The following is a 24,777-nucleotide window of genomic DNA, read 5'->3' as shown; positions in this document are numbered from 1 at the left end:
TTGCTTTTCGGGTTTTTCGGCGCGAAGGGTCTTGCCGCAACGGTGCGTTGCGGCAAGACCCTTCGCGCCGAATTTCGCGTTTCGAGATGTCGGGCGGTGGCGAGGTCCCGGAAAGCCCAGCCCCAGAAGGCCAGCCCCAGAACGTCGGCCCTAAAACGCCAGCCTGGAGAGTTCGGTCGGGAAGTCCGCCCGCGGCGTGAAAGAGCTGCTCAGGGGGCTGCGGCGGCGTGGAGAGGGCCGGAGGCGTGCCGGCCGTCGAGGCGGGTCGGGTCGAGGCTCCAGACGGCCGCGACGCGAAGCACGTCCCGCTCGGAGATCAGGACAGTGGTGTCGTCGTCGAGTTCGGCGGGGAGGCCGGCCTCGCGCTCGGCCTCGTCGGGGGTGCCGTGCCAGGCGGTGACGTCGCCGCTCTCGCCGATGTAGCCGAACGCGCGCACGAGCGTCCCCTTGACCGCGCGGCGCCAGGAGTGCAGCTCACCGACCCGGTGGGTGGCGAACGACTGGACCTCGGTGCCGAGCGACTCGGAGAGGTCGGCGATGTTGAGCTCGGCGCGGGCCGCGGGGGTGAGCAGCCAGCGGCCGGTGACAAGGGTCCAGGAGGCCGCGTCGGCGCCGGGGATCGGCGGCGTCAGGACCAGCCGGTCGTCGGTCAGGTAGGCGAGGTCGATGCCGTCACGCCAGGGGACGGTGCCCAGATCACGAAGTTCCATCGCATTGATGATGTCGCCGGGATCGGTGTCGCGGACGGCCAGCCAGGCCTGTTTCGCACCGAATCCGACCATGGTCTGGTCGCTCATGGATCCCACGGTACCGATCGTCATGCTCCCGGGTGGGTTGCGTCCAGCTTCAGGCATTACGGTGTACCGAGAAATTCAAGGTATTCGCCGTGCGGGCCGGATCCGGGCCCTTGTCCATCGGGAGTCGACAGACCTATGAGCGATCCGGTCGGAACCGAGAAGTCCAAGGCGGCGACCGAGGAGAAGGCGTCGTCGAAGGTGACGGACGTCGATCCCGAGGTCGTCCCCGACGAGACGGCGGACAAGGTCACGATCACCGCCGAGCCCGAGGACGCGAGCACCGCCGAGCCCGCGGACACGATCAAGAGCGAAGATCCGGACAGCGCCGAGGGTACGGCCGAGGAAGCGCGTCCGCTGTCCAAGGCGGAGAAGCGCGAGCTGCTGCGCATAGAGACCCAGCGTGCGCGCGCCCGGAAGGCCGGTCTGCAGGCGTTCGGCCTGGCCACGGCCGGTCTCGCGGTCGTCGCGGTGATCATCGGCGTGCTCTACTTCGCGGACAGCCGGCAGGCCGATCCGGCCGCCGAGGCACCGGCGGCGACGCCGACGGCACCTGCCGAGGAGCCGTCGCTGCCGCCCGCGGTGCCGTTCCCGCCGGTGCCGGAGGGCGCGGACCCGGCGCTGAAGACGGCGCCGTCGGTGACGAAGGGCGAGGGCAAGCTCGAGGCGGGCAAGCCGAAGATCACCTACGTGATCAAGGGCAACGGCCCGGCCACCAAGACGGGCGATCTGATCACGGCCAACTACGTGGGCGTGCTCTACGGCACCGGCGAGGAGTTCGACTCGTCGTGGAGCCGGCAGCAGCCGATCACGTTCACCATCGGCATGGGCCAGCTGATCGACGGCTGGGAGAAGGGCCTGATGGACGTGCCGGTGGGCAGCCGGGTCATCCTGGATCTGCCGCCGGACCTGGCCTACGGCGATCAGGACGACGGCAGTGGCCGGCCGACCGGCGACCTGCGCTTCGTCGTGGACGTGCTTGGCGCGCAGGGCCAGTAGGACAGCTCGGACAATGACATGCGGGCGGGGGCCGGTGGTGGCCCCCGCCCGCATGTCATTGCCGGGCCTTTATCCGGCCTCGGGGTGCTCCGTGACGTTCTGCAGGTAGAGCGCCTCGCCGAACTTCTCGATCAGGTGCAGCTGCGTTTCCAGGTAGTCGATGTGGTGCTCCTCGTCCGCGAGGATCTCCTCGAAGATCTTCGCGGACGTGATGTCGCCGATCGAGCGCATGTACGCCGCACCCTCGCGCAGCCGGGTGACTGCCTCACGCTCGATTTTCATGCCGCAGTCGAACTGCTCCTTGATGGTTTCGCCGACCCGGAGCGCGAAGAGCTTCTGGTAGTTCGGCAGGCCTTCGAGGAAGAGGATGCGGTCGGTCAGGACCTCCGCGTGCCGCATCTCGTCGATCGACTCGGCCTTGGTGTGCTTGGCCAGCACCGTGTAGCCCCAGTTCTCCTGCATCTTGGCGTGCAGGAAGTACTGGTTGATCGCGGTCAGCTCGGCCGTGAGCTGCTCGTTCAGGAATTCGATGACGCGTGCGTCGCCTTGCATGGCTCTATACCCCCCACGATTGCTTCCGTGGAGGGGAGCGTAGCAATATGCCCGATTCGGGGCTTTTGTTAGGATCGGGTAACGAAGCCGAGGCTTACGCGGCCTGGCTGAGCGCCTGCGCGTCCGTCTCCTCGTCGATCAGATCGCCGATCCGGCGCACGCACATGCCGCAACTGGTGCCGGCGCCGCACGCCTGGGCCACGTGCCGCTTGGTCCGCGCGCCGTCCTGGATCAGGGACCGAATCTCGCACTCGCGAACCCGCTTACAAATGCACGCGAACATGCGCCCTCCGGTCTGGTAAGCCTTGCCTTGGTAAGGGTGCCCTAAACACCCTGGTCAGGCAAGACCGATCACCCGGAAGCCGGAGTGGCGAAAACCTCAGCCGGTACGGAGTCGCTTGAGCAGCGCGATGTCCGACGCGTGCCCGGCCGTGCCCTCGGACGGCGTCTCCACGATCACCGGCACGCCCGCGGTCGCCGGGTGGGCAAGCAGCTCCGCGAACGGCTGCTCGCCGATCGTGCCCTTGCCGATCGACTCGTGCCGGTCACGTGTCGAACCGCACGGGTCCTTCGAGTCGTTCGCGTGCACCAGCCGCAGCCGGTCCGGGCCCACAGTGGCGACGAGCGTGTCAAGCGTCGCGGTCATCCCACCCGGCACGGCCAGGTCGTGCCCGGCCGCCCAGGCGTGGCAGGTGTCGAAGCAGACGCCCAGCCAGGGGTGGTTGTCGACGGCCTCCAGGTACGGCCCGAGGTCCTCCACCCGGGCCGCGAGCGAGCGCCCGCCGCCCGCGCTCGGCTCGACGAGCAGCCGGGGTCCGCCGTCCGCCGAGGCCGCGTCGAGCAACGGCAGCAGCGACTCGCGGACCTGCTTGAGCGCGGTGTCCGAGTACTCCGGGTCGACCGCGCTTCCCGCGTGGAACACCACGCCGGCCGCGCCGATCGCCCGGCCCCGCAGCAGCGCGTGCTCAAGCGTCGCGGCCGACTTCTCCACTGTCGCGGCCGTCGGGGAGCCGAGGTTGACCAGCAGCGCCGCGTGGATGTAGACCGGCACGCCACGCTCGGCGCACCCGGCCCGGAACAGATCGTCCTGGACCGGGTTGCCGGCGGGAAGCGCCCACCCCCGCGAGTTGGACACGTAGACCTGGACCGCCTCCGCCTCGATCGTGTCGAGGTGCGGAAGCGTGGTCTTGCCCAGGCCGCCGGCCGTCGGCGAGTGTGCGCCGACGGGACGTGTGCCGGTCAGAAGCATGTGAGTACGACCTCGGTGTTCGGATCGACAGGCGAGTTCTCCGGAGGGTTCTGGAAGCGCACTGTCGCGTTCGGGTTGACGTCGGTGCGGACCCGCAGGCCCAGCGCCTCCAGCTGCGCCTTCGCGGCCGGGCAGGGCTGGTCGACCACCCGGGGCAGGGTGACCTGCGGCGGCCCGTTGCTGACGGTGAGCCGGATGTCCGCGCCCTCCTCCGCGCCGGTGCCGTCCGCCGGGGTCTGCGAGATGACCTCGTCGCGCGCCCGGTTCGGGTCGTCCTTCCGCTCCTCAAGCACATTCAGCCCGAGCGCGGCGAGTTCGGCGCGGGCCTGGTTGACGTTCTTGCCGATGACGCTCGGGACGGTGATCGGCGCGCGGCCCTTGCTTACCGTGACCGTCACCTTGTCGCCCGGCTTGATCTGCGCGTCCACCTTCGGGTCGACCGCGAGCACGAAGCCCTGGGGGATCGCGTTGTCGTGCTTGTCCGGCCCGCGCTCGACCACCAGCCGCAGGCCTTCCAGCGCGACCTTGGCCACGTCGAAGTCCTTGCCGACCACGTCGGGCACGACGATCCGCTCCGGGCCGAGGGAGAGGATCAGCGTGATTGTGGAACCCTTGGGCAGCCGGCCGCCGCTCGGTGGGTCCTGGGCCAGCACGGTGTCCCTCGGCACGGAATCGTCGTACCGGCCGTCGCCGAGCTTCACCTGGAAACCCGCGCGGGTGGCGGCGCTCTGCGCGTCCGCCTGGGTGAGCGCGGTGAGCGTGGGCGCGGACGTGTAGCGGCCGAACGCGGCGTACCAGCCGCCGATCAGCACGACAAGCAGGACCACCACGCCGGCGGCCAGGATCGCGGTGCGGGTCTTCGGGTCCTCCATCGGGCCCTGCCGGCGCGGTGTGCCGTACGCGCCGCCGCCGGACGAGTAGGTCCCGGCACCGCTGACCGGCTGGTAGCCGGCGCCGCTCACCGGCTGCTGATAGCCGGCGCCGCTGACCGGCTGGTAACCCGCGCCGCTCACCGGCTGGTAGCCCGCGCCGCTGACCGGCTGCTGGTAACCGGCGCCGCTTACCGGCTGCTGCTGATAGCCGCCGGGCGCCGGGTAGGTGCTGCCGGGATAGGTCTGCGGGCGCGCCCGCTCCGGCTGCTGGCCGGGCAGGCGGGACCAGGACGGCCGGTCGTCCACGGGTGGCTGCTGCACCTGCGCGACCATCTGGGTCGGCTCGGTGACCGGGCGCATCATCGAGGTCGCAACGTCACCGGGGCGGGCCGGCTGCGGCGCGCTGCCCAGCTCGTCGCGCACCGCCTGCACGGCCGTGAGCAGCTGCCCGGCGTCCGACGGGCGGGCCGAGGGGTCACGCCGGGTGGCGGACCGGACCAGCGCGTCCACGGACGCGGGCAGGCCGGGGACAAGCGAGGACGGTGCCGGGACGTCGTTGTCGACGTGCGCCCAGGCGATCTCGATGGGCTGGTCGCCGTCGTACGGCACACGGCCGGTGAGCATCTCGAACAGCACGATGCCTGATGCGTACACGTCGGTGCGGGTGTCCGCCTTGCCCTCGGAGACCAGCTCGGGCGCGACATAGGCCACCGTCGCCATCAGCTGGCCGCCGCCGGACTCGTCCTCCGCGCTCGCCTCGACCGCGCGGGCCAGGCCGAAGTCGGCGACCTTGACCACCGAGTCCATCAGCCCGCCGCTCGGCGGCTCCGCAACGAGCACGTTCTCCGGCTTGACGTCGCGGTGGACCAGGCCGGCGCGGTGCGCTGCGGCGACCGCGGCCAGCATCTGGTCCAGGATCGTCAACGCCTCACCCGGCTCCAGACGCCGGCGCTGGGCCAGTATGTCGCGCAGCGTGCGGCCCCGGACGTACTCCATCACCAGGTACGGCAGGCCGCGGAAGACGCCCTGGTCGTACACGGCGACTACGTTGGGGTGGGTCAGCCTCGCTATCGTCTTCGCCTCGTCGGTGAACCGCTCCAGGAACCGCGGATCTCGACTCTGGGACGGATGGATGATCTTTAGGGCCACCGTGCGCTCAAGGCGTTCATCGGTAGCGGTGTACACGGTCGCCATGCCACCACGGGCGACCCGACCGCGAATGCGGTAGCGCCCGTCGACAAGCGAGCCAAGTAGTTCGTCGGCGACCTGAGTATCCATCGGCCTGAAGTCTAGGTGTCGTTGTACAACCGGCAGATCAGGATGCCATAGCAAATCGGTCACGGGCACCCTCCGTACGGAGAGTGCCCGCTCGGCTATCGGCTGTGGCGTCCTAGTAACCGCTGTTCGTCGCGGCATTCGCCCGAGTTGTCCCGGCGGTGCCGGCCTTCGGCGTGTTCGGTCCACCCGCGGTTCCGCCCGCGCTCCCCGGCCCGGTGCCGTCCACGCCCGGTGTCGGCGTCATCGACTCGGTGATCTCCGGGGGCGCCTGCGGAAAATCCGGATCGTCGTCCGGCCAGTCGGGCCAGTCCGGGATCTGATCCGGCTCATCGCCCGGCGAGTGCCAGCCGGGACCGTGCGAGCCGGTCCACCGCGGCGGCGAGGTGGGCGTCGGCACCGGCAGCGCCGGGCTCCCGGAGACCACGCCCGGCGTGCCGGCCTGCGACGGACTGCCCGCCACGGACGGACTGCCCGCCGCCGACGGGCCAACCGGCGTCGGCGCGGCCTCGACCGTGTGCCGCTGCCGGGTGTGGACAGGTGCCACGCCCCGGGCGGCAGGCGTCGCCCCGGCGGGCTCCTCCGCCGCGAGCGGCCGCCGCGCCGACGTGGTCCACGGCCGGGTGCCGTCCGGTGAGGCCGGCGCCTGAGCCAGGATGCTCGGCGCGGGCTCCGGCTCCGGGGACGGGATGCCGGGGATCTCCGGCGCGCTCCGGGGCGCGGACGCGTCCGCGTTCAGCACCGAGTCGAGGCTGTTCGCGACCGTGACGTAGGTGCCGGCCGCGCCGACCAGCGCAAGCACGCCGAACGCGCCCGCGGCAAGCAACCGGCGCGGCGGGCGCACCACGCCGGAGAGATCCTGGGTGGCGGGTTCGTACCATTCGTAGCCCCGGTACCGCGGCGCCTCCGTGCCGCGGCGGTCCAGGTCGTACTGCAGCGATCGCCAGGCGCCCGCCGCCTCGTCGCGGACGATCCGCAAAATGCTCACGTGTTGTGCTTTCCTTCCGCCGGCCCCGGGCGGCCCGTGCGGTCGATCCGGTGGGGGATCCGCTGGCCCGCCTCGAACGCGGCATGCGAGGGTGTTGCGGTGACCGAACCCGCTTCCCGTGATGTGAAAACCCCCGGCCCCGCCGAGTGGCTGAACCTGCCGGACGTCGCCGAGCGCCTCGATCTGCGCATCACCAAGGTGCATCAGATGATCCGCGATCGCGCGCTGCTGGCGGTCCGCCGTGACGGCATCGTGCGGGTGCCCGCTGAGCTGGTGGCCAACAGCACCGTGCTCAAGCACCTCCCCGGCGTCCTCACGTTGCTCCACGACGCTGGGTACAACGACGAAGAGGCGCTGGAGTGGCTCTATACCGAAGATGACACTTTGCCCGGTTTGCCTGCTGTGGCGCTGGGTGGGGATCTGGCCCGCGAGGTGAAGCGGCGCGCCCAGGCGGTCGGCTACTGACCGCTTCCTGCCGCAGGCGGAAGCACAAAGCTGAAGATCATTTACCCACTCTGTGGGCGGTCGCGGCCCGCACGCTCCCGCGGGCACCGGTCGTCGCCGGGGCTCCTCCCTGCGCGACCCGCCGTGGCCGGGAAGAACCAGGCCGTCCACGGCCGGGGAGACCCGCGCCGCCCAGGGCGTGTTAGGTGGAGCCCGAGGACCTGTGGCGAGGCCCGCCGGGCCTGTGGCGAGGCCCGCCGCACACGGAACGTGCGCAGGCGGCGCCTCGGCGGGTCCGCAGCGTGCCGCCGCTCTCGAAGACCGTGTCGACCGGGTCGGGTTTCAGATCGTGCGGCGGGTGGCGGCTCGGCGGGTCCGCGAGCGTGCCGCAGCCCTCGAAAGCCGGGTCGGCCGCGCCGGAGTCAGATCGTGCGGCGGGTGGCGGGTCCGCGAGCGTCTCGCAGCCCGGATCGGCCGGGCCCGGAGTCAGATTGTGCGGCGGGTGGCGGCCTCGGCGAGGTCCGCGAGCGTGTCGCGGCCCTCGGGGTCCAGGTCGACCGTGTCGAGCGCGGCCAGCGCGGTGCCGGTCAGCGTGGTGATCCGCTCCTCGGTGCGGGCCAGCGCGCCGGTGCCGGTGATGATGGCGCGCAGCCGGTCCACGCCTGCGGCATCGAGCGCGGGGTCGCCGAGCGCGGCCAGCAGCGCGGCCCGGTCCGCGTCCCCGGCCTCGCGGAGCGCGACAGCGATCAGGAAGGTGCGCTTGCCCTCGCGCAGGTCGTCGCCGGCCGGCTTGCCGGTCTGGGCCGGGTCGCCGAACACGCCCAGCACGTCGTCGCGCAGCTGGAACGCCTCGCCGAGCGGCAGGCCGTAGCGGGAGTACGCGGCCAGCACGGCGGCGGGCGCACCGGCGAGCGCGGCGCCGAGCAGCAGCGGTCGCTCGACAGTGTATTTCGCGGACTTGTATATGGCGATCTTCGCGGCCCGGTCGACCGAGGTGTCGCCGTCGTTCTGGGCCAGCACGTCGAGGTACTGGCCGGCCATCACCTCGGTGCGCATCTCGTCGAACGCACGGCGGGCGCGGGTCAGCACCTCCGGGTCCAGGCCGGCGCCGTGCAGCATCTCGTCCGACCAGGCCAGGCACAGGTCGCCGAGCAGGATCGCGGCGGACGCGCCGAAGTAGTCCGGGTCGCCGTTCCAGTCGGCGGCACGGTGCCGGGCCGCGAACCGCCGATGCACCGAGGGCTCGCCGCGGCGGGTGTCGGACCGGTCGATCAGGTCGTCGTGGATCAGCGCGCTGGCCTGCACCAACTCAAGCGCGGACAGGCCGGTGACCACCGCGTCCGAGTCGATGCCGCCGGCGGCCCGGTAACCCCAGTAGCCGAATGCCGGGCGCAGCCGCTTGCCACCGCGCAGCACGAACGCCTCCAGCGCCTCCGCCACGTCGGCGAGCGCGTCGTCGATGTCGAGCAGGTGGGCGCGCTGGTGCGCGAGGAACGCGGCGAGGGCCTTGTCGACGCGGGCGCGGAGGCCACCGCGGTCGACCGGGTGAACGGTGCTGCTGCTGGTCACCACCTGAGGCTAGCGGCAGGTCCGGCGGGCGGCCCGGCCTGGACCGCCGGACCGCACACCGTGACCGCGTGGCCGCGTTACGCAGCTGCCGCGCCGGTCAGGGCGTCCGCCAGGTAGGCCTGGCCGGCCGCGAACTCCTCCCGGTGCCGCCGCGCCGCGGGATGGCCGGCGTGCGCGGCAAGCCGGGACTGGAAGCGGCGCACCTGGGTCGCGGCGCGCACCGAGCCGGCCCGGACCGCGTCGTGAAGCGCGGCCGACCCGGTGGCGCAGGCCCGCTCCACGTCGCCGCCGTCCGCATAGGCCCTGGCCAGCCAGGTGCCGTGCAGCGCTGCGGTACGCGGCCCGGCCGCGGTGAGCATGGCCCGGCGCAGCGGCTCCGCGGCCTGCATCGGGCGGCCGAGCGCGGCCAGGCAGCGGCCGGTCATGCCGTCCAGCTCGTCGCCGGTCAGCCAGTACAGCCAGGCCGGGTCGCGGCTCGGGTCGGAGGCCTCGGCCGCACGGCGCGCCGCGTCGAGCGCGGTCTCGGCGGCCCGCTCGCTGCCGGAGAGCGCGCTGGCCAGTGCCGCGCGGTGCAGCAGCAGTGCCCGCCCGGTCGCGGTGGTCGAGGCGGCCGCCCCGGACCGCGCGGTGTGGGCCAGCAGCAGGCCGGTGGCCGGATCACCGGCCTCGGTGAGCAGGTGGCTGGCGGAGGAGAGCGCGTAGCCGGCAAGGGCGCGGGCCCCGGCGGCGTGTGCGGCCTGCACCGCGACCCGGTGCGCGGCCACCGCGGTCCGCCACCGGCCGGCATCAGCGGCGACCCAGCCGAGCAGCTGTGCGCGCTCGGCCAGCGAGGTCAGCGCGTCCGCGGCCGGGCCGGGCTCGGCGGGCGCGGGGCCCAGCCGGCCGGCCATCGTGGCGGCCAGGTCGACGCCGCCCATCAGATCGTCAAGCCTGCGGAGACCGGGCAGCGGCGCGGGCGGGCCGGATCGGGACGGCGGGGAGCCCGGGGACGGGGTGGGGGTGAGCGTCGCGGTCAGCCGGGCCAGTCGCCGGGACAGCGCGGGTGCGGCGCGCGCGTCCGCAGCACCGGCGCCGGACGGGTCCGCCAGCCAGGCGTGCGCGGCGCGGCGCAGCGCGGCCGTCTCCGCGGCGGCGCCCGGGACCGCGGGACGGGTGGCCGCGCCCGGGAGCGCGCGGCGGACCGCGCCGGCGGCCCGGGCGAGCACGGCCGGGTCGGCGTCGAGCACGGTGGCCAGCCAGCCGAGCCAGAAGCCGCCGGGAACGCGCTCCTGCCGCTCCCAGCGGCTGACCTCGTGCCGGGTGACAGTGGGGGCGCCGGAGGCGTCGCAGAGCCGGTCGGCGAGGGACTGCTGGCTCCAGCCCTTGCCCTGGCGCAGCGCGAGCAGCAGCGGGCCCAGCGGGCGGGCGCCCGGCGGGGAATCGAAGGTGGGCATGTGCACTCCCTTGCCGCGCGAGAAACCGACGAAGCCGACCCACCGCGCCGGCGGCCCGTCGGGGTGGGCCGGGACCGGTGCGGGACGCACGTGGTGGCGGGGTGCGTCCGGGCTCGTTTTTACGCTGGGGGTACGACGGTTCTGCGGGGGTGGCGGCGTGGGGGACACTGCGTGGATGATCCCGTTACCGGTTGCTCCCCGGTTGGCCGCTCTGCGTGGTGTTCCGCACGCGATTCCGTACCAGGGGAGCAAGCGGGTCCTGGCGCACGCGATCGTGCGGCTGCTGCCGGACGGGACGGCGGACCTGATCGAGCCGTTCGCCGGGTCCGCCGCGGTCTCGATCGCGGCCAGCCACCTCGGCATCCCCCGCGGCGTCCGGCTGCGGGACGTGAACGGCCCGCTGATCGGGCTCTGGCGGCGGATCCTTGACGCGCCGGACGCGCTCGCCGACGACTACGCCGCGCTGTGGGAGGCGCAGCGGCCGGACCCGGACGGGTTCTACCGCCGGGTGCGCGACGAGTTCAACGCCGGGCACGACCCGCACCTGCTGCTCTACCTGCTGGCCCGGTGTGTGAAGGCGTCGGTGCGGTACAACCGGCTGGGCGAGTTCAACCAGGCGGCCGACCGGCGGCGGCTCGGTGCCCGGCCGGGCGCGATGCGCGACCGGATCCGCGGCGCCTCCCGCGCACTGGCCGGTGCGGACGTCGCGGCCGGCGACTACCGGGCGCCGCTGACCGGGGCCGGGCCGGCGGACGTGGTCTACCTCGACCCGCCCTACCAGGGCGTCTCCGCCAGCCGGGATCAGCGCTACCTGCGCGGGCTGGACCGGGAGGAGTTCTACGCGGCGCTCCGGGAGGCGGTCGGCGCGGGCGTGTCGTTCCTGCTCTCCTACGACGGGAGCACCGGCCGGAAACGCTACGGCCCGGGCGTACCCCCGGAGCTGGGTCTTCTTGCTCTGGCTCTGCAGGCCGGGCCGTCGGCGCAGGCCACGCTTAACGGCCACCGGCTGCCCACGGTGGAGTCGCTCTACCTTTCGCCGGCGCTCCGTGACCGGCTCGGCGGCGAGGCGCGGGTGCTGGACCGGCTGTCGGGTGGCCGACCGCCGCTACCGTCGGTGTGAGCGGTGGGGGCGGGCCGGGCAGCGGCTAAAGTACAGGCGTGGGTGACATCGGCAGGCTGGTGCAGGGGCCCGGCCCCACGTTCTCCTTCGAGTTCTTCCCACCGAAGACGCCGGAGGGCGAGCGGACGCTGTGGCGGACCATCCGCGAGCTGGAGTCGCTGCGCCCGTCGTTCGTCTCGATCACCTACGGCGCCGGCGGCACCACCCGGGACACCACAGTCGATGTGACCGAGCGGGTCGCGACCGAGACCACGCTGCTGCCGATGGCGCACCTCACGGCCGTCAACCACTCGGTCGCGGAGCTGCGCAACGTCATCGGGCGGCTGGCCGCAGCAGGCGTCCGGGACATTCTCGCGGTCCGCGGCGACCCGCCCGGCGACCCGATGGGCGAGTGGGTCAGGCACCCGGAGGGGGTGCTCTACGCGGAGGACCTGGTCCGGCTGATCAAGGAGTCCGGTGACTTCTCGGTCGGCGTGGCCGCGTTCCCCTACAAGCACCCGCGCTCGCCGGACATCGAGACTGACACCCGCCACCTGATCAGCAAGTGCCGGGCCGGCGCGGACTTCGCGATCACCCAGATGTTCTTCGACGCGGACGACTACCTGCGGCTGCGGGACCGGGTCGCGGCGGCCGGCTGCGACACCCCGATCGTGCCGGGCGTCATGCCTGTCGTCAGGTACGCCACAATCGCCCGCGCGGTGCAGCTGTCCGGCGCGCCGTTCCCGCCCGCGCTTGCCGCGCGCTTCGACGCGGTGGCGGACGACGAGGAGTCGGTCCGCAAGCTCGGCATCGAGCAGTGCACGGAGCTGTGCGAGCGGCTGCTCGCCGAGGGCGTGCCCGGCATCCACTTCATCACGCTGAACCGGTCGACCGCGACGCGTGAGGTGTGGCAGCGGCTCGGCGCCCGATGACCTGGGATGAATACGCGGTGGCCTGGTCCGCGTTGCACGGCGGCTTTGACCCGCGGCGTGCCTCGCTGTTCGTCCGCGGCTGGCTGCGCCTCGCCTACCTGATCGGCCGCCCGCTCGGCCGGCTCGGCGTGCCACCCACCGCGGTTACCGTCACCGGCCTGTTGATCTGCGCCTGCGTGCCGCTTGTGGTGCTCGCCGACCGGACCGCCGGTCCGCTCGCCGGGGCCGCGCTGGTGCTCGTCGCAGGCGTGGCGGACAGCGTGGACGGCGCGGTCGCGGTCACCTCCGGGCGGGCCACCCGGCTCGGCCACCTCTACGACTCGGTCGCGGACCGGCTCGGCGAGGCGGCCTGGCTCGCCGCGTTCTGGGCGGCCGGCGCGTTCGGCTGGCTTGTCGTGATCGCCGGCGCGCTCTCCTGGCTGCACGAGTACGTCCGGGCCCGCGCCACGGCCGGCGGCATGCGGGACATCGGCGTGGTCACCATCGGCGAGCGGCCGAGCCGGGTGTCGATCGCGCTGGTCGGGCTGCTGCTCACCGGCGCGGGCGCGCTGCTCGCCCCGGAGTTGGCGGCCGGAACCGCCACGCTCGTCACAGTCGTCTGGGTGCTGTTCGCCGGGTACGGCCTGTGCCAGCTGATCGCGGCCGTGCGCCGGGCGCTGGTCTGAACCTCATCATGGGACGGAGGGCGCGGATGCGCCGCATCGGAGCCTGCCTGCTGACTGTCGCCCTGCTGGCGGCGTGCAGCTCACCGGCGCCGGCGCCCACGCCCACCCCGACTCCGACCCCGGAGGAGCGGAACCCGCTGGCCGGCGTCGGGTTCTACGCCTCCGTTCCGAACGTGGCCACCCGCCAGGCCGACGACTACGCGGACGAGGGCCGGGACGAGGACGCGGCCGCGATCCGGCACATCGGCGAGCAACCCACAGCGGTCTGGTTCACCGGCGCGGACCCGGACGCGGCGGCGCGGGCCCGCACGCTTGTCGCGGACGCCGGGAAGGCCGGGCGCATGCCGGTGATCACGGTCTACAACATCCCCGGCCGGGACTGCGGCTCCTACTCGGCAGGTGGCGCCCAGGACGCGGACGAGTACCGCGCCTGGACCGACTCGCTCGCGGACGCGCTGGCCGGCGCGCCGGTGCTGATCGTGCTGGAGCCGGACGCGGTCGCCCAGACCGTCGACGGCTGTGCCGGGCCGCCGGCCGAGCGGTACGCGCTGCTCGACCACGCGGTCCGCGCGTTCGCCGCGAACGAGCAGGCCCGCATCTACCTGGACGCGGGCAACTCCGCCTGGATCACGGACCTGGAACGGCTCGCGGACGGCCTGCGTGCGGCAGGGATCGCGTCCGCGGACGGGTTCGCGCTGAACGTCTCCAACTTCGAGACCACCGCCGCGTCCGCCGCGTACGGGACGAGGCTGTCAGATGTGCTCGGCGGCGCCCACTTCGTGGTGGACACCAGCCGCAACGGCAACGGCCCGAACTCGGCGTCCGGCGAGGCCCGCTGGTGCAACCCGCCCGGCCGGGGGATCGGCGCGGACCCGACCACCGACACCGGCGTGCCGCTGCTCGACGCGCTGCTCTGGGTGAAGCGGCCGGGCGAGTCCGACGGCGAGTGCGACCGCGGCGACCCGGAGGCCGGTGCCTGGTTCGAGGAGCACGCGCTGTCCCTGGCGGGCCGCTAGCGGACCTCCACCCACCGCCCCTGCGACGGGACGCCGTCCGCGGTGGTCACGAAGAGCAGGTACCAGCCCGGTGGTACCAGCCCGGCCTGCTCCGGCACGGCCACCGAGACCGCGCCGGACTCCGGGGTGAGCGGCAGTGCCACCGACCGCTGGTCGACGTCTGTCACGTGGGTCACCGCGCTGGGCCGGACCAGCCGCGCGGACGTGATCTCGCCAGGCCGCGGCGTCAGGAACCGCGCTGACTTCCCGCGCACGATCGTCTCCGGGCCGCCGGTGATCGTCGGGCGTGCGCCCTTGAACAGGTAGGGCGGGCTGTAGATCTCGATCCGCTGCTCGAACGTGCCGGCCGAGGTGCCGTCCTCGCCGTACAGTGGGTCGCTGCCAAGCGTGATCACCCGGCCGTCCGGCAGCAGCAGCGCCTCGGAGTGGTAGTTGCGGCCCACGGCCGGCGCGGCGGCCTCCCGGAACGTACCGGCCCGCGGGTCGAAGATCTGTGCGGCAAGCACGTCGCTGCGCGGGTCGCCCCGGTACGGACCGCCGCGGTACCCGGACGAGCCGCCGGAGGTGAGTACGGAGTCGTCAGGCAGCAGCACTGTGCTCAGGTAGCGCACCGGGTGCGGCAGGTCCGGGCCGGGCCGGTAGATCGGGTGCGGGGCGGAGAGGTCCACGATGTCGGTGCGGCGGGTGGCGGTGGGGCGGTCGCCGACGCCGCCACCGCCGAGGATCATCACCTTCTGGTCCTGCGCGGGCGGCAGCAGGACGCTTGCGCTTGTCTCGGTGAGGTCGGCGTCGCGCAGGCCCGGGACCGGCGTGAACGTGTTGTCGTCCAGGTCCCAGAGGCCAGGGGTGCGCCCCTCGGTGTCCGACCCGTATCCCGAGGTGGAGCCGGAGAAGAACAGCCGCTCGTCGGCGGTCCCGAACAGCGCGGGATAGGTCGGGAAATATCGGGATAATTCGGGAGTCTCCACCCAACGCCGGGTCGACGCGCGGTAGATCTCGTTCTGGCCGTGCAGGATCCGGCCGAACTCGTCCAACCCGGACACCGCAAGCACATCGCCGGACGGAAGCGCGGCAAGCGTCGGATACCAGCGCGCCCGGTGCAGATCGCCGACCCGCACGTAGGTCTCGGACACCGGGTCGAACTCGTAGGACGTGCGGTCGCCGCCGTACTCCTGCTTCTCCAGCGTGATCTTGTCGGCGACACCGTAGAGGTCGGTGCCGGTGACGCCGTCGATCGTGTAGTTCGCCGGGTGGTCCACGACCGGCTCCGGACCCTCGGACGCCGCGTCCACCCAGCCCTCGCCCTGGCCGGCGTGCGTCACGACCTGCCCGTCGTGCGTCATCGTCCTGGCCGCGGGCACTGTCACGTCCGCGCGGAGCACGTAGCGCTGACCCGATGAAGCACGAAATATCGTCCCTTTACGGAAAACCCGCGCGCCGCCATCAGGCGACTCATTTTTGATCATCATGACGCCTGCCGCGTGCGTGGCGTCCAGCACTTCATAGGACTTCGTACCGCCCGCCACCAGCAGATTCCCGTTCGCGAGGAACGTGTGCCCGGCGCAGAACACGTCGGTCGGCGTCGGCACGTCCGAGAACCCGCCGGTCGCCGGGTCCCACAGGATCGTCCGGAACGTCCCCGCGTCGAACCGCTCCCGGTCGTTCCCCGACCCCGCGATGATCAGCACCTTCCCGGTCCGCAGCAGCGCGGCGTGGATCGCGTTCACCCGGAAATCGCGCGGCACCGGCAGCGTCTCCCACTGCCCGTACCGCCGCTTGTACTCGATCTTCCCGATCTCGTACTGCCGCAGCCGCTCCGCACCGAACGCCACGATCGGCTGATTCACCACAAGCAACCCGGCCAGCACCGCCGTCGCCACAAGCGCCCGGCGCACCAGACTCCCGCGCGACAACGCCTCCCGACGCCCGCTCACCCGCCCACCCCGTTCCGCCGCACGCGCTTTCCAGCCCACAACCCCAGATCAACCGCCTTCTCCGGTACGGCCGCCGCCTCCGTACCCGGCCCGAACACAATCCCGGGCCCACGGTCACCCTCGCCCGTCCTCACCTCCGGCACGCCCACCGCCCGGCCGTCCGGCCCGTGCACTCCGATCGGCATGCCGCCCGCCGTGGTCAGCTGCTCCCCGGCCACAGGCATCGGGTCACGCCCCACGCCCGGCACGTCCGCGGGCCGGCGTCCCGCGACGGGCACGTCGATGGCGCGGCGCCGTCCTGCGGCGCGACGGTCGGCGGAGCGGCGTTCAGCGCCGGGCCGGATCGTGAAACGACGGCCGTCAGCGGGGTGATGTCCGGCCACCGGGTCGCCCGCGTGCCGGCGGTCCGGCGTTGTCGGCCCGGCAGGCAGTGCGTCGACTCGCCATTCCAGCGACAACGCGGAGTCCGGGGACACCGCAGGGTGCCGGGGCTTGACGGGCTGCCGGGGCTTCACCGCTGCGGCGGGCGGGCGGAGTGCCACAGTGCCGCCGCCGGAGGGCCGGCCGCCGGGGGGTGCGGACGCGACGCCGGGTGTCAGTGCCGCGCCGTCGCCCGGCTGGAGCGCGACCAGGTCCACGCCCGGGCCGTCCTCCCTCGTGGGAACGAAGAGGAAGGGCCCGGTGGCGTACCCCCGCTGCCGTGAAATGGAAGGCGGGACCGGCAGGCGGGTGATCGTGGTGACCGGCGCGGAAGCGGCCCGCGCGCGGAGGCGGCGGGACTGCTCCAGCCAGATCGCGGGCGGGGCCAGGCAGATGGCCAGGTTGAGGCAGGACCAGAGCCAGACCGCGCCGTGTACGTGGCCGGAGAACGCGGCCCAGACCAGCAGGATCGCGTAGAACGCGGCCCAGCGGAGGTGGCCGGCGAACGTGCGCAGGCCGTCGCGGCTGCGAGACGCGCCCTTCGGCGTGACCACGAAACCGCCGCGGCGGCGCAGCAGCGCGCCGAGGAACGAGGAGACGTAGACAGGTGTGCAGAGCGTCGAGATGATCATGCCGGAGAGGCCGGACGAGCCGGCGGCCTCGTGCGGGCTGACGTTGTGCCGCCGGTTCCAGAGGTAGAGGCCGACCTGGAAGACCGCGGCGTCCGCGTAGAGCATCAGCCAGACCTGCTGCGGGACCTGGATGCCCTGCGCGCCGAGCGCCAGGTGGCCGACCGCGTTCACGGCGCCGAGCAGCCAGGCGATCGCGGTGAGCGGGTAGTACGACATCAGCAGGCCGTAGTGCGTCAGCCGGCGCGGGCCGAGCCGCAGCGCGGTCGACGGGAGATGCCGGACCAGCACGTCGTCGGTGCCGCGTGACCAGCGGTGCTGCTGGGTGAGGTAGTCGGTCCAGGACGACGGGCCCTCGCCGACGGCAAGCACGTCCGGCGTGTAGACGGACTTCCAGCGGCGCCCGGTGACCGGGTTCCGGCCGGCGTGCAGGCGCAGGCTTGTCGCCATGTCCTCGGTGATCGAGTCCTGCAGCCCGCCGACCGAGTCGAGCGCCGCGATCCGGACCGCGTTGTTCGTGCCGACGAGCATCGGCGCGCCGTGCCGGTTCCCGGCGCGTTGCAGGAGCGAGTGGAACAGGTACTGCTGCGACTCCGCCCACCGCGTGATCACGTTGTCGTAGTTGCCGTAGATCTGCGGGCCGACCACGAACGCCACGTCCGGGTCGCGGAACCAGCCGAGCATCCGCTCGCAGTAGTTCGGAAGCGGCGCGTGGTCCGGGTCGACGGAGACGAACACGTCGTAGTCCGCGCCGTGCGCGTCCACCCAGGCGTTGTAGTTGCCGTGTTTGGTCCGCGCCGTGAACCGGCCGGCCGGCGCGTTCCAGCGCTCCACGTCCTTGCGGCTGAAGTGACGTACGCCCAGGTGCTTGCAGATCGCCTTGACCAGATCGTCGTCGCCCTCGTCGAGCAGCCAGACGTCAAGCGTGCCGCGGTGCCGGACCCGGCGCATGGCCGCGAGCGTGCGCTCCACCATGGCGACCGGCTCCCGGCCCGGGACGATCGTGGTCAGGAACGCGACCCGGAGCGAGGCGTCCGGCTCGACCGGGATCGGGTCCCGGGCGGCGAGCGTGGCAAGGCAGAGCGTGACCACGTTGAGCAGGCGGAACAGCTCGATCAGCACGGTCGCGCCGATCATGACCGTGCTGAAGCCGCCGGTGATCTCGATCGACGTGATCAGCCAGGCCAGGAAGCTCGCCTCGAAGACGAACGCGAAGACCGCGAGCACGGCTGTCGCGAACGGGCGGCGCTCGGGGAGCGGCCGGTACCGCACCGTGTAGCCGGTCTCCGGCGGAGTCTCGGGTGCACCGGCAAGCGTGCTGAACGCGGCGTACTCGTAGCCGGGCCGGGTGTCCGGGTGCAGGTGGAGCCGGGCGAGGTCCATTGTCGAATCCAGCTTGTCACTCAAAGTAACTGGACCTCCAGGGGCGCCTGACCTGCTGTTTTGTGTCCCTGAAGGTGTCACGCTGGACCGGCATGAGGAAATACCTTGGTGGATTTATTCGCTTATAACGGAGATCTCCGGCCCGGTAGTATTACGTTAAGTAACCGAACGGGGGATGCTCGTCGTCAGCCGCGGATGATCTGACTCGCGGCGATCTCGGCGGACAGCGCCACCATCGGCAGCCCACCACCCGGGTGCGCGGAGCCGCCGACCAGGTGCAGGCCGTGCACCGGGCCGCGGTTCGCCGGGCGCAGCAACGTGTGGTTCGCGGTGCCGTAGATCGCCCCACCCGGCGCCTGCGCGGACACCTGCAGATCGGCGGGGGTACGGACCTCCCGGAACAACAGGCGGTCACGCACGTCCATGCCGCGCTCGGCAAGCAGGTCCAGGATCCGGTCCGCGTAAGCGTCCGCAAGCCCCGGCCGCCGCCAGTCCACCGCGCCCGCAGCGGTGCCGTGCCGTGGTGCGTTCACAAGCACGAACCACGCCTCATGGCCGTCCGGCCGGGCCGCCGGATCGTCCGCGACTGTCACGAACACGGTCGGATCCTTCGCGGGCCGGGCCGGAACGCCGCGGCCCGGGTCCCCGAAGACCGCGTCGAACTCGGCGTCGTAGTCGCGCGGGAAGAAGACCGAGTGGTGGGCCATCCCGGAGTCACCGCGCACGCCGAGCAGCAGCACGAAACCGGCGAGGCTGCGATCGGTGAGCGCGGCCAGGCGGCGCGGGGACGGCAGCAGGTCGCGGTAGAGGGTGAGCGCGTCCACGTTCGCGACCACAGTCCGGACCGGCACCCGGTGGGAGACGCCGCGGGTACCGCGTACCCGGATCGCCTGCACCTGACCGCCCACCGCCTCGATCCGGGTGACTGTCGCGCCGGTCTCCACCACGACGCCGAGGTCCAGGCAGTGCGAGAGCAGCGCGTCGCCCAGCCTGCCGAGGCCGCCGCGGACGTACCAGCCGCCGAACGCCAGCTCCGCGTACGGGACCGCGACCAGCGCGGCCGGGGCACGCCGGGGGTCCGCACCGGCATAGGTGGCGTAGCGGTCGAGAAGCATGCGCATGTTCGCGTCGTGCAGGTAGCCGCGGCCCAGATCGCGAAGCGTGCGGCCCGGCGCGATGGCGGCCAGATCGCGGACGTGCCAGGCGAGCCGGGCCAGGTCGGCGGGGCCGTCGAGCGGCCGGCGCAGGACGTCCCGCCAGGAGGCGTTCCAGACGCGCTCGGCCCGGATCCACAGCCGCCGCCAGTCCTCCGCGGCCCGGGGCCCGAATGCGGCGTCGATCCGGTTCCGGAACTCCCGCGGGTCCTGGCACGAGTCGAGCGTGGCACCGTCCGGGAAGTGATGCCTGACGATCGGGTCAAGCGGGACCAGGTCGAGGTGATCGGTGAGCTTCGCCCCGGTCTCGGCGAAAAGATCCTCGAAGACCTGCGGCAACGTGAACAGGCTGGGCCCGGTGTCGAACGTGAAGTCCCCGGCCGCGGTCCGCCGCGTGTACCGCCCCAGCTTCCCGCCGACACTGTCCGCCCGCTCGTACACGGTGACCGTATGGCCCGCCGCCGCCAGACGGGCCGCGGCCGCCAAGCCCCCGACCCCGGCCCCAATCACCGCTACCGCCGTCATCCGCCCTTTATAGGCCATCTCAGACCTCGCACCTCTCGCGGGCGCGCCGCAATCTCCAGTTCACGAGCGGAATCGATCTACTGGGCGGGATCGGATATAGTCCCTGTCGGTTTCCGCGGGTCCGGTGGGAGGCCATGCGTGACCACGATGTACGTGGATCCCGTCGGCGGAAGATCTGGGAACTCATGCCGAAGGGAGCCGTAATGTCGCGGGCGCTGAGCCGCCGTCACCTACTCGGACTTGGCGGGGCGACGGTAGTGGGCACGGCGCTGGCGGGCGCGACGCTGGCCGGCTCCGCACCGCTGGTCCAGGCCCCGACAGACCTGGTCGTCTACGGCGCGACCGTGGGTGGGCTGATGGCCGCGATCCAGGCCAGCCGGATGGGGCGTTCCACGCTCGTCATCGAGCCCGGCACGCACATCGGCGGGCTGACCACCGGGGGGCTCGGCTATACGGACATCGGCGCGCCCGACTCGATCGGCGGGATCGCGGCCGAGTTCTACCGCCGCATCGGGCTCCGCTACGGCTCCACCGACGGCAGCAAGCGGTTCACCTTCGCGCCGTCGGCCGCGAGCGCGGTGCTGGACGAGATGATCACCGAGGCCGCCGTGACCGTGTACACCGGCGCGCCGCTGGCCCGGGTGGAGCGCACCGGCAACCGGATCACCGCGCTGGTCACCGAGGACGGGCGGGCCTTCCGGGGCAGGATGTTCGTCGACGCCACCTATGAGGGTGACCTGATGGCCGCCGCGCAGGTGAGCTGGTTCGTCGGCCGGGAGGCGAACGCGGAGTTCGGCGAGACGATCAACGGCCTGCAGCTACGCCCGAAGGTCCCGCTGGAGACCGTGATCGACCCGTACATTGTGCCCGGTAAAGCATCCAGCGGGCTGCTGCACGGGGTCTCCGCGGCGCCACTCGCGCCGTTGGGCAGCGGCGACGGACTGATCCAGGCATACAACTTCCGGATGTGCCTCACCCAGGACGAGAAGCGGATCCCGTTCGCGAAGCCGGAGGGGTACGACCTGGCCACCTATGAGCTGATGTGGCGCTTCATCGAGAAGGGCAACGTCGGCCCGTTCTTCGGTCACTTCCCGGTCGGCGGCGGGAAGACGGACTCCAACAACTACGGCGCCTACTCGTCCGACTTCGTCGGGCAGAACCATGCCTATCCGACCGCGTCCCGGTCGGCGCGGGAGTCCATCGTGGACGCGCACCGCACGTACCAGCAGGGTCTGATGTGGTTCCTGGCCAACGATCCACGGCTGCCGGACACGGTGAGGAAGGAGAGCGCGTCCTGGGGCTTGGCCGCCGACGAGTTCACCGCCACCGACGGCTGGCCGACGCAGCTCTACGTGCGTGAGGCGCGCCGGCTGCGATCCGACTACGTGATGACCGAGCACGACGCCAAGGGCGAGCGGGCCGCGCCCGACTCGGTGGGGCTGGCCAGCTATTCGATGGACTCGCACGGGGTGCAGCGGTTGGTGGTCGACGGCGAGGTCCGCAACGAGGGCGACCTGATGGTGGCGCCGCCCGGCCCGTACCCGATCAGTCTCCGATCGATCGTGCCGCGCGAGGCCGAGTGCGAGAATCTGCTGGTGCCGGTCTGTCTCGCGGCCACCCACGCGGCCTACGGCTCTATCCGTATGGAGCCGGTCTTCATGATCCTCGGGCAGTCCGCCGCGACCGCCGCGATCCTCGCCATGCAGACGAACGAGGCGGTGCAACAGGTTCGCTACCAGGCGCTGCGCGACCGACTGCTGACGGACGGACAGGTGCTGACCTGGCCACCGGTGCCCGACGGTGACATCGTCGTCGACAACGCCGCTTACGTCGGTGTCACCAAGACGGGGAACTGGACCGTGGCGTCCGGCGTGAAGGGGTACTTCGCCGCCGACATGCTGCACGACGGCGGAGTGGGGGCCGGTAAGGCCACCGTCCGTTTCACGCCGACGCTCGCGGCAGCGGGCCGATACACCGTCTATCTGCGCTGGTCAGCGTCGGCTAACCGGGCCTCCAACACGCCGGTCGACATCGTGCACAGCGGCGGGACCGCCACCCACGCGGTCGACCAGCGCACCTCTGGCGGTGAGTGGGTGCCGCTCGGCACCTACGCGTTCACCGCCGGCGATGCGGGCAGCGTCCTGATCCGCACGAAGGGCGCTGACGGTTACGTGATAGCCGACGCGGTGCGATTCGCCCCCGCATAAATCACGAGGCCGGGGACGCTGACGCCGAGGGGTCGGTGAACGGCCGGATCAGCGGTAACACCGCCGGGGTGTAGTCGTAGAGGTACTTGTTCGGGTCCGCGCCCAGCACGTCGCTCAGCGCGGTCCCGAGCACGTCCCGGAAATCGACTGTGGCCTTGAGGTCGCCGTCGTCGAGGTCGGTGAGGCTTGGCTGCTCGCCGTAGAAGCCGCCGTTGACCCGCGGCCCCAGCACGAAGACCGGGCCGGCCGTGCCGTGGTCGGTGCCGTCCGAGGCGTTGGCCCGTACCCGCCGGCCGAACTCGCTGTACACCAGCACGGTCGTGAGCTGCCCGGACTCGGTGCGGGCCAGCCGGGTGACGAACTCGGTCAGCGCGGAGTCCAGCTCCGTGAGCAACTGCTCGTGTCCGGCGATCTCCTCGGCGTGCGTATCGAAGCCGCCGAGGCTGACCGAGTAGACCGAGGTGGGAACGCCGGCCTCGACACACTGCGCGACCAGGCCGAGTTGAGCGGAGAGCGAGCTGGCGCCGCCGGTGCCGGTGCCGGACACCTGGTTGTTGGCCGCGGCGGAGGGCCCCGCGGCCCGCTGCGCCTCGGCGACCAGATTCTCGATCTTGAGCAGATCGTTGAACGAGGTGGCGGCACGGGCTCGCAGCGCGCTCTCGCCCTCCTGGTGCGCGCCGAGCGCGGCCACCATGTCGGTGCTGATGCCGCCCGGCAGGGCCAGGCCGTCGACGCTGACGCAGGCGCCGGACCGGGTCTCGCCGACCAGCAGCGGCGGTAGCACGGACTCGAAGCTGACCGCTGCCTCGACCGGTGACTCGGTGCCGTCCAGCCACCGCCCGACCCAGCCGGTGCGGACCGGGGCGACCGGCTGGGCGGTCTGCCAGATGTCCATCGAGCGGAAATGGCTGCGGTCGGGCCTGGGGTAGCCGACGCCGCGCACGATCGCCAACTGCCGCGCCCCCCAGAGCGTGGCGAACCCGTCCATCACCGGGTTGAGCCCGAGCCGGTCGTCGAGGTGCAGCACCCTCTCCTGCGGGTACGCCAGCTCCGGCCGGACCTTGTAGTACTCCGGATCGGCGTACGGAATGAGCGTGTTGAGCCCGTCATTGCCGCCGTAGAGCGTGACGATGACCAGCTTCGGCTTATTTCGGTACTCCTCCGCCGTGCTCGGATCGGCAGCGCGGCCGAGTAGCTCGTAGATGCTCAGACCGGCCGCGCCCGCCGCGATCGCGGCCGCACCGGTGACGCCGGAGGCGATGAGGAACTGGCGTCGGGTCAGGTTTTCCATCAGGTCACCGTGTACTCCGGGCTGACCAATCCCAGGGTCAGCAGCCTGTTGGGGTCGTTGACGCCGCGCATCCCGGCGTAGGTGCGGTCGCTCCAGGAGCCGACCGCCAGCAGCGCGGCCAGCGATTCCGGATCGAGCGAGCGGATCTGCGCCATCCCGGCCAGCTTGCTCGCGAAACCGAGCCGCATCTGGGCGGTGCCGGGTGTGAGCCAGCTACCGCCGGCCGGCCAGCCGCCGACGCTCGGTGGGGCGAACGGCACCTGGCCGAGCCGCTCCAGGTACCACACCACGGACCACATCGTGTCCTCGTCCCAGACGCTCGGCCGGAGCCCGAGCTGCCGGACCGCGCCGACCAGCCACTCGACCGGCTGTTTTGCCTGCTGGCCGACGGTGCCGGGGAACGCCGCGTCGCTGAAGAGCGCGCGCAGCATGGCGACCGGGTCGGGGAACGAGCCGGCCATCGCGCTCTGGGTGGACGCCGGAATCGGCGTCTCCGAGGACGCGTATCGATACCACAGGCGGGTGGCGATGAATCGCGGGCACTCGGGGTTGTCGAGCAGGTAATCGACGAGCCTGTCGGTGTCGAAGATCGCGGTGCGCCCGAGGATCGTCTTGCTGCCCAGGTCCTGCCGCCCCGGTATCAGAAACGACGTGACGTTGTCGTAGTCGATCTCCCAGCCGGTCAGCGCGCGCCCGGCCTCCTTGACGTCACGTTCGGAGTACTTCCCGATGCCGAGCAGGAACAGCTCCATCAGCTCGCGGGCGAGGTTTTCGTTCGCGGCTCTGGGCAGGTTGAACTGGTTGTCCAGCCAATAGATCAGGGCCGGGTCGCGGACCATGCGGTGCGACATGTCCCGGATATCCCGGCCGGAGCGGCGCAGCGTCTCCAACTGCACCTGCATCATCGACGGCCGGACCACCTTGCGGATCGACGTCGCCCAGTGACCGTGCCAGAAGAAGAGCAGTTTCTCCACGATCTGGTGGTCGGCGACCGCCATCCGATCCAGCCACCAGCGCGTCAGGTCCAGCGTCTGCAGGTCACGGACGGTCGAGGCCCGCGCCTCCTCCTCCGTGCTCGGGTCGACCAGTCCGGTGAACGGGTCCGGAAGCAGATTGGGCGGCTGGGCACGGGCGGCGCCCTGGTCCGCGCCGGCCGGTGCGGTCAGGGATGCCACAGTCGCCTCGTAGCCGGCCTGGCGCGCCACCGTGAGTTCCGCGGAGGTCGGACCGAAACCGGCGCGCTGCATTACCAGCGCCACCTCGTCGGACATCACGCAAATGTATGCGACGTGTGCGACGGCCGGTAGCCGGGCCCATGAGGATCACAGGCCGCCGGCCACCGCCGTA

At 72.1% G+C, this 24,777-nt stretch carries 20 protein-coding genes; 7 read left to right on the top strand and 13 right to left on the bottom strand.

The features are described 5' to 3' along the window. Positions 1–209: 209 nt before the first annotated feature. Positions 210–797, bottom strand: coding sequence for a hypothetical protein (locus ACIA8K_RS02050; RefSeq protein WP_396053933.1), 588 nt, complete (start codon positions 795–797; stop codon positions 210–212). Positions 798–932: 135 nt separating this feature from the next. Here ACIA8K_RS02050 and ACIA8K_RS02045 point away from each other — a divergent pair, with 135 nt between their 5' ends. Continuing rightward, on the top strand, positions 933–1,793 hold the full coding sequence (locus ACIA8K_RS02045) for an FKBP-type peptidyl-prolyl cis-trans isomerase (RefSeq protein WP_396053931.1): 861 nt from the start codon (positions 933–935) through the stop codon (positions 1,791–1,793). 69 nt (positions 1,794–1,862) lie between these two features. Here the strand turns inward: ACIA8K_RS02045 and bfr are convergent, their stop codons facing one another. From bfr to ACIA8K_RS02020, 5 genes are all read right to left on the bottom strand, one after another. Continuing rightward, entirely contained in the window at positions 1,863–2,345 is a 483-nt protein-coding gene (gene bfr, locus ACIA8K_RS02040) for a bacterioferritin (RefSeq protein ID WP_396053929.1), read from the bottom strand. A 94-nt stretch (positions 2,346–2,439) separates the two neighbouring features. Beyond that, on the bottom strand, positions 2,440–2,628 hold the full coding sequence (locus ACIA8K_RS02035; protein WP_396053927.1) for a bacterioferritin-associated ferredoxin: 189 nt from the start codon (positions 2,626–2,628) through the stop codon (positions 2,440–2,442). A gap of 96 nt (positions 2,629–2,724) precedes the next feature. Continuing rightward, positions 2,725–3,594 (bottom strand): deoxyribonuclease IV, encoded by an 870-nt coding sequence (locus tag ACIA8K_RS02030; RefSeq protein ID WP_396053925.1) that lies wholly within the window; start codon positions 3,592–3,594, stop codon positions 2,725–2,727. Further along, positions 3,585–5,744, bottom strand: a complete 2,160-nt coding sequence (locus ACIA8K_RS02025) for a PASTA domain-containing protein (protein WP_396053923.1) — start codon at positions 5,742–5,744, stop codon at positions 3,585–3,587. The genes ACIA8K_RS02030 and ACIA8K_RS02025 overlap by 10 nt, the downstream gene beginning before the upstream one ends. A gap of 112 nt (positions 5,745–5,856) precedes the next feature. After that, positions 5,857–6,729 carry a hypothetical protein gene (locus ACIA8K_RS02020; protein WP_396053921.1) on the bottom strand — a complete coding sequence of 291 codons (873 nt, stop codon included), beginning with the start codon at positions 6,727–6,729 and terminating at the stop codon, positions 5,857–5,859. Between the two features lie 99 nt (positions 6,730–6,828). Here ACIA8K_RS02020 and ACIA8K_RS02015 point away from each other — a divergent pair, with 99 nt between their 5' ends. Beyond that, complete coding sequence (locus ACIA8K_RS02015) at positions 6,829–7,194, top strand: Rv2175c family DNA-binding protein (RefSeq protein ID WP_396053919.1); 366 nt, start codon at positions 6,829–6,831, stop codon at positions 7,192–7,194. A gap of 465 nt (positions 7,195–7,659) precedes the next feature. Here the strand turns inward: ACIA8K_RS02015 and ACIA8K_RS02010 are convergent, their stop codons facing one another. Further along, on the bottom strand, positions 7,660–8,742 hold the full coding sequence (locus ACIA8K_RS02010) for a polyprenyl synthetase family protein (RefSeq protein ID WP_396053917.1): 1,083 nt from the start codon (positions 8,740–8,742) through the stop codon (positions 7,660–7,662). A 77-nt stretch (positions 8,743–8,819) separates the two neighbouring features. Next, complete coding sequence (locus ACIA8K_RS02005; protein WP_396053915.1) at positions 8,820–10,175, bottom strand: transcriptional regulator; 1,356 nt, start codon at positions 10,173–10,175, stop codon at positions 8,820–8,822. Positions 10,176–10,350: 175 nt separating this feature from the next. On the opposite strand from ACIA8K_RS02005, the gene ACIA8K_RS02000 reads away from it, so the two are divergent. The 4 genes from ACIA8K_RS02000 to ACIA8K_RS01985 are packed head-to-tail and all read left to right on the top strand — an operon-like array spanning position 10,351 to position 13,887. Then, positions 10,351–11,295, top strand: a complete 945-nt coding sequence (locus ACIA8K_RS02000) for a DNA adenine methylase (protein ID WP_396053913.1) — start codon at positions 10,351–10,353, stop codon at positions 11,293–11,295. Between the two features lie 38 nt (positions 11,296–11,333). Then, entirely contained in the window at positions 11,334–12,206 is an 873-nt protein-coding gene (gene metF / locus ACIA8K_RS01995) for a methylenetetrahydrofolate reductase [NAD(P)H] (protein ID WP_396053911.1), read from the top strand. Beyond that, a complete protein-coding gene (locus ACIA8K_RS01990; protein WP_396053909.1) occupies positions 12,203–12,871 on the top strand; it encodes a CDP-alcohol phosphatidyltransferase family protein in 669 nt (222 codons plus the stop codon). The genes metF and ACIA8K_RS01990 overlap by 4 nt, the downstream gene beginning before the upstream one ends. A 26-nt stretch (positions 12,872–12,897) precedes the next feature. Next, complete coding sequence (locus tag ACIA8K_RS01985; protein ID WP_396053907.1) at positions 12,898–13,887, top strand: glycoside hydrolase family 6 protein; 990 nt, start codon at positions 12,898–12,900, stop codon at positions 13,885–13,887. On the opposite strand, the gene ACIA8K_RS01980 is transcribed toward ACIA8K_RS01985, so the two are convergent. From ACIA8K_RS01980 to ACIA8K_RS01970, 3 genes are all read right to left on the bottom strand, one after another. Further along, positions 13,884–15,821 carry a galactose oxidase-like domain-containing protein gene (locus ACIA8K_RS01980; RefSeq protein ID WP_396053905.1) on the bottom strand — a complete coding sequence of 646 codons (1,938 nt, stop codon included), beginning with the start codon at positions 15,819–15,821 and terminating at the stop codon, positions 13,884–13,886. The two genes, ACIA8K_RS01985 and ACIA8K_RS01980, sit on opposite strands and share 4 nt — an antisense overlap. Further along, on the bottom strand, positions 15,818–18,277 hold the full coding sequence (locus tag ACIA8K_RS01975) for a glycosyltransferase family 2 protein (RefSeq protein ID WP_396053903.1): 2,460 nt from the start codon (positions 18,275–18,277) through the stop codon (positions 15,818–15,820). The genes ACIA8K_RS01980 and ACIA8K_RS01975 overlap by 4 nt, the downstream gene beginning before the upstream one ends. 161 nt (positions 18,278–18,438) lie before the next feature. Further along, positions 18,439–19,932 (bottom strand): phytoene desaturase family protein, encoded by a 1,494-nt coding sequence (locus tag ACIA8K_RS01970; protein ID WP_396053901.1) that lies wholly within the window; start codon positions 19,930–19,932, stop codon positions 18,439–18,441. A gap of 203 nt (positions 19,933–20,135) precedes the next feature. Here ACIA8K_RS01970 and ACIA8K_RS01965 point away from each other — a divergent pair, with 203 nt between their 5' ends. Further along, a complete protein-coding gene (locus ACIA8K_RS01965) occupies positions 20,136–22,139 on the top strand; it encodes an FAD-dependent oxidoreductase (RefSeq protein WP_396053899.1) in 2,004 nt (667 codons plus the stop codon). Position 22,140: 1 nt separating this feature from the next. On the opposite strand, the gene ACIA8K_RS01960 is transcribed toward ACIA8K_RS01965, so the two are convergent. Then, on the bottom strand, positions 22,141–23,430 hold the full coding sequence (locus ACIA8K_RS01960) for a DUF1501 domain-containing protein (RefSeq protein WP_396053897.1): 1,290 nt from the start codon (positions 23,428–23,430) through the stop codon (positions 22,141–22,143). Continuing rightward, complete coding sequence (locus ACIA8K_RS01955; RefSeq protein ID WP_396053895.1) at positions 23,430–24,701, bottom strand: DUF1800 family protein; 1,272 nt, start codon at positions 24,699–24,701, stop codon at positions 23,430–23,432. Before ACIA8K_RS01955 ends, ACIA8K_RS01960 begins: the two co-directional genes overlap by 1 nt. Positions 24,702–24,777: the final 76 nt, after the last annotated feature.

It is taken from the genome of Catenuloplanes sp. NPDC051500 (assembly GCF_044454585.1).
Lineage (GTDB): Bacteria > Actinomycetota > Actinomycetes > Mycobacteriales > Micromonosporaceae > Catenuloplanes.
This window is presented reverse-complemented; position numbering and strand designations above follow the sequence as displayed.

Coding starts and splice junctions, on each gene's coding strand:
- ACIA8K_RS02050 (WP_396053933.1), bottom strand. CDS start 797: ATGAGCGACCAGACCATGGTCGGATTCGGTGCGAAACAGGCCTGGCTG.
- ACIA8K_RS02045 (WP_396053931.1), top strand. CDS start 933: ATGAGCGATCCGGTCGGAACCGAGAAGTCCAAGGCGGCGACCGAGGAG.
- bfr (WP_396053929.1), bottom strand. CDS start 2,345: ATGCAAGGCGACGCACGCGTCATCGAATTCCTGAACGAGCAGCTCACG.
- ACIA8K_RS02035 (WP_396053927.1), bottom strand. CDS start 2,628: ATGTTCGCGTGCATTTGTAAGCGGGTTCGCGAGTGCGAGATTCGGTCC.
- ACIA8K_RS02030 (WP_396053925.1), bottom strand. CDS start 3,594: ATGCTTCTGACCGGCACACGTCCCGTCGGCGCACACTCGCCGACGGCC.
- ACIA8K_RS02025 (WP_396053923.1), bottom strand. CDS start 5,744: ATGGATACTCAGGTCGCCGACGAACTACTTGGCTCGCTTGTCGACGGG.
- ACIA8K_RS02005 (WP_396053915.1), bottom strand. CDS start 10,175: ATGCCCACCTTCGATTCCCCGCCGGGCGCCCGCCCGCTGGGCCCGCTG.
- ACIA8K_RS02000 (WP_396053913.1), top strand. CDS start 10,351: ATGATCCCGTTACCGGTTGCTCCCCGGTTGGCCGCTCTGCGTGGTGTT.
- ACIA8K_RS01990 (WP_396053909.1), top strand. CDS start 12,203: ATGACCTGGGATGAATACGCGGTGGCCTGGTCCGCGTTGCACGGCGGC.
- ACIA8K_RS01985 (WP_396053907.1), top strand. CDS start 12,898: ATGCGCCGCATCGGAGCCTGCCTGCTGACTGTCGCCCTGCTGGCGGCG.
- ACIA8K_RS01970 (WP_396053901.1), bottom strand. CDS start 19,932: ATGACGGCGGTAGCGGTGATTGGGGCCGGGGTCGGGGGCTTGGCGGCC.
- ACIA8K_RS01965 (WP_396053899.1), top strand. CDS start 20,136: ATGTCGCGGGCGCTGAGCCGCCGTCACCTACTCGGACTTGGCGGGGCG.
- ACIA8K_RS01960 (WP_396053897.1), bottom strand. CDS start 23,430: ATGGAAAACCTGACCCGACGCCAGTTCCTCATCGCCTCCGGCGTCACC.
- ACIA8K_RS01955 (WP_396053895.1), bottom strand. CDS start 24,701: ATGTCCGACGAGGTGGCGCTGGTAATGCAGCGCGCCGGTTTCGGTCCG.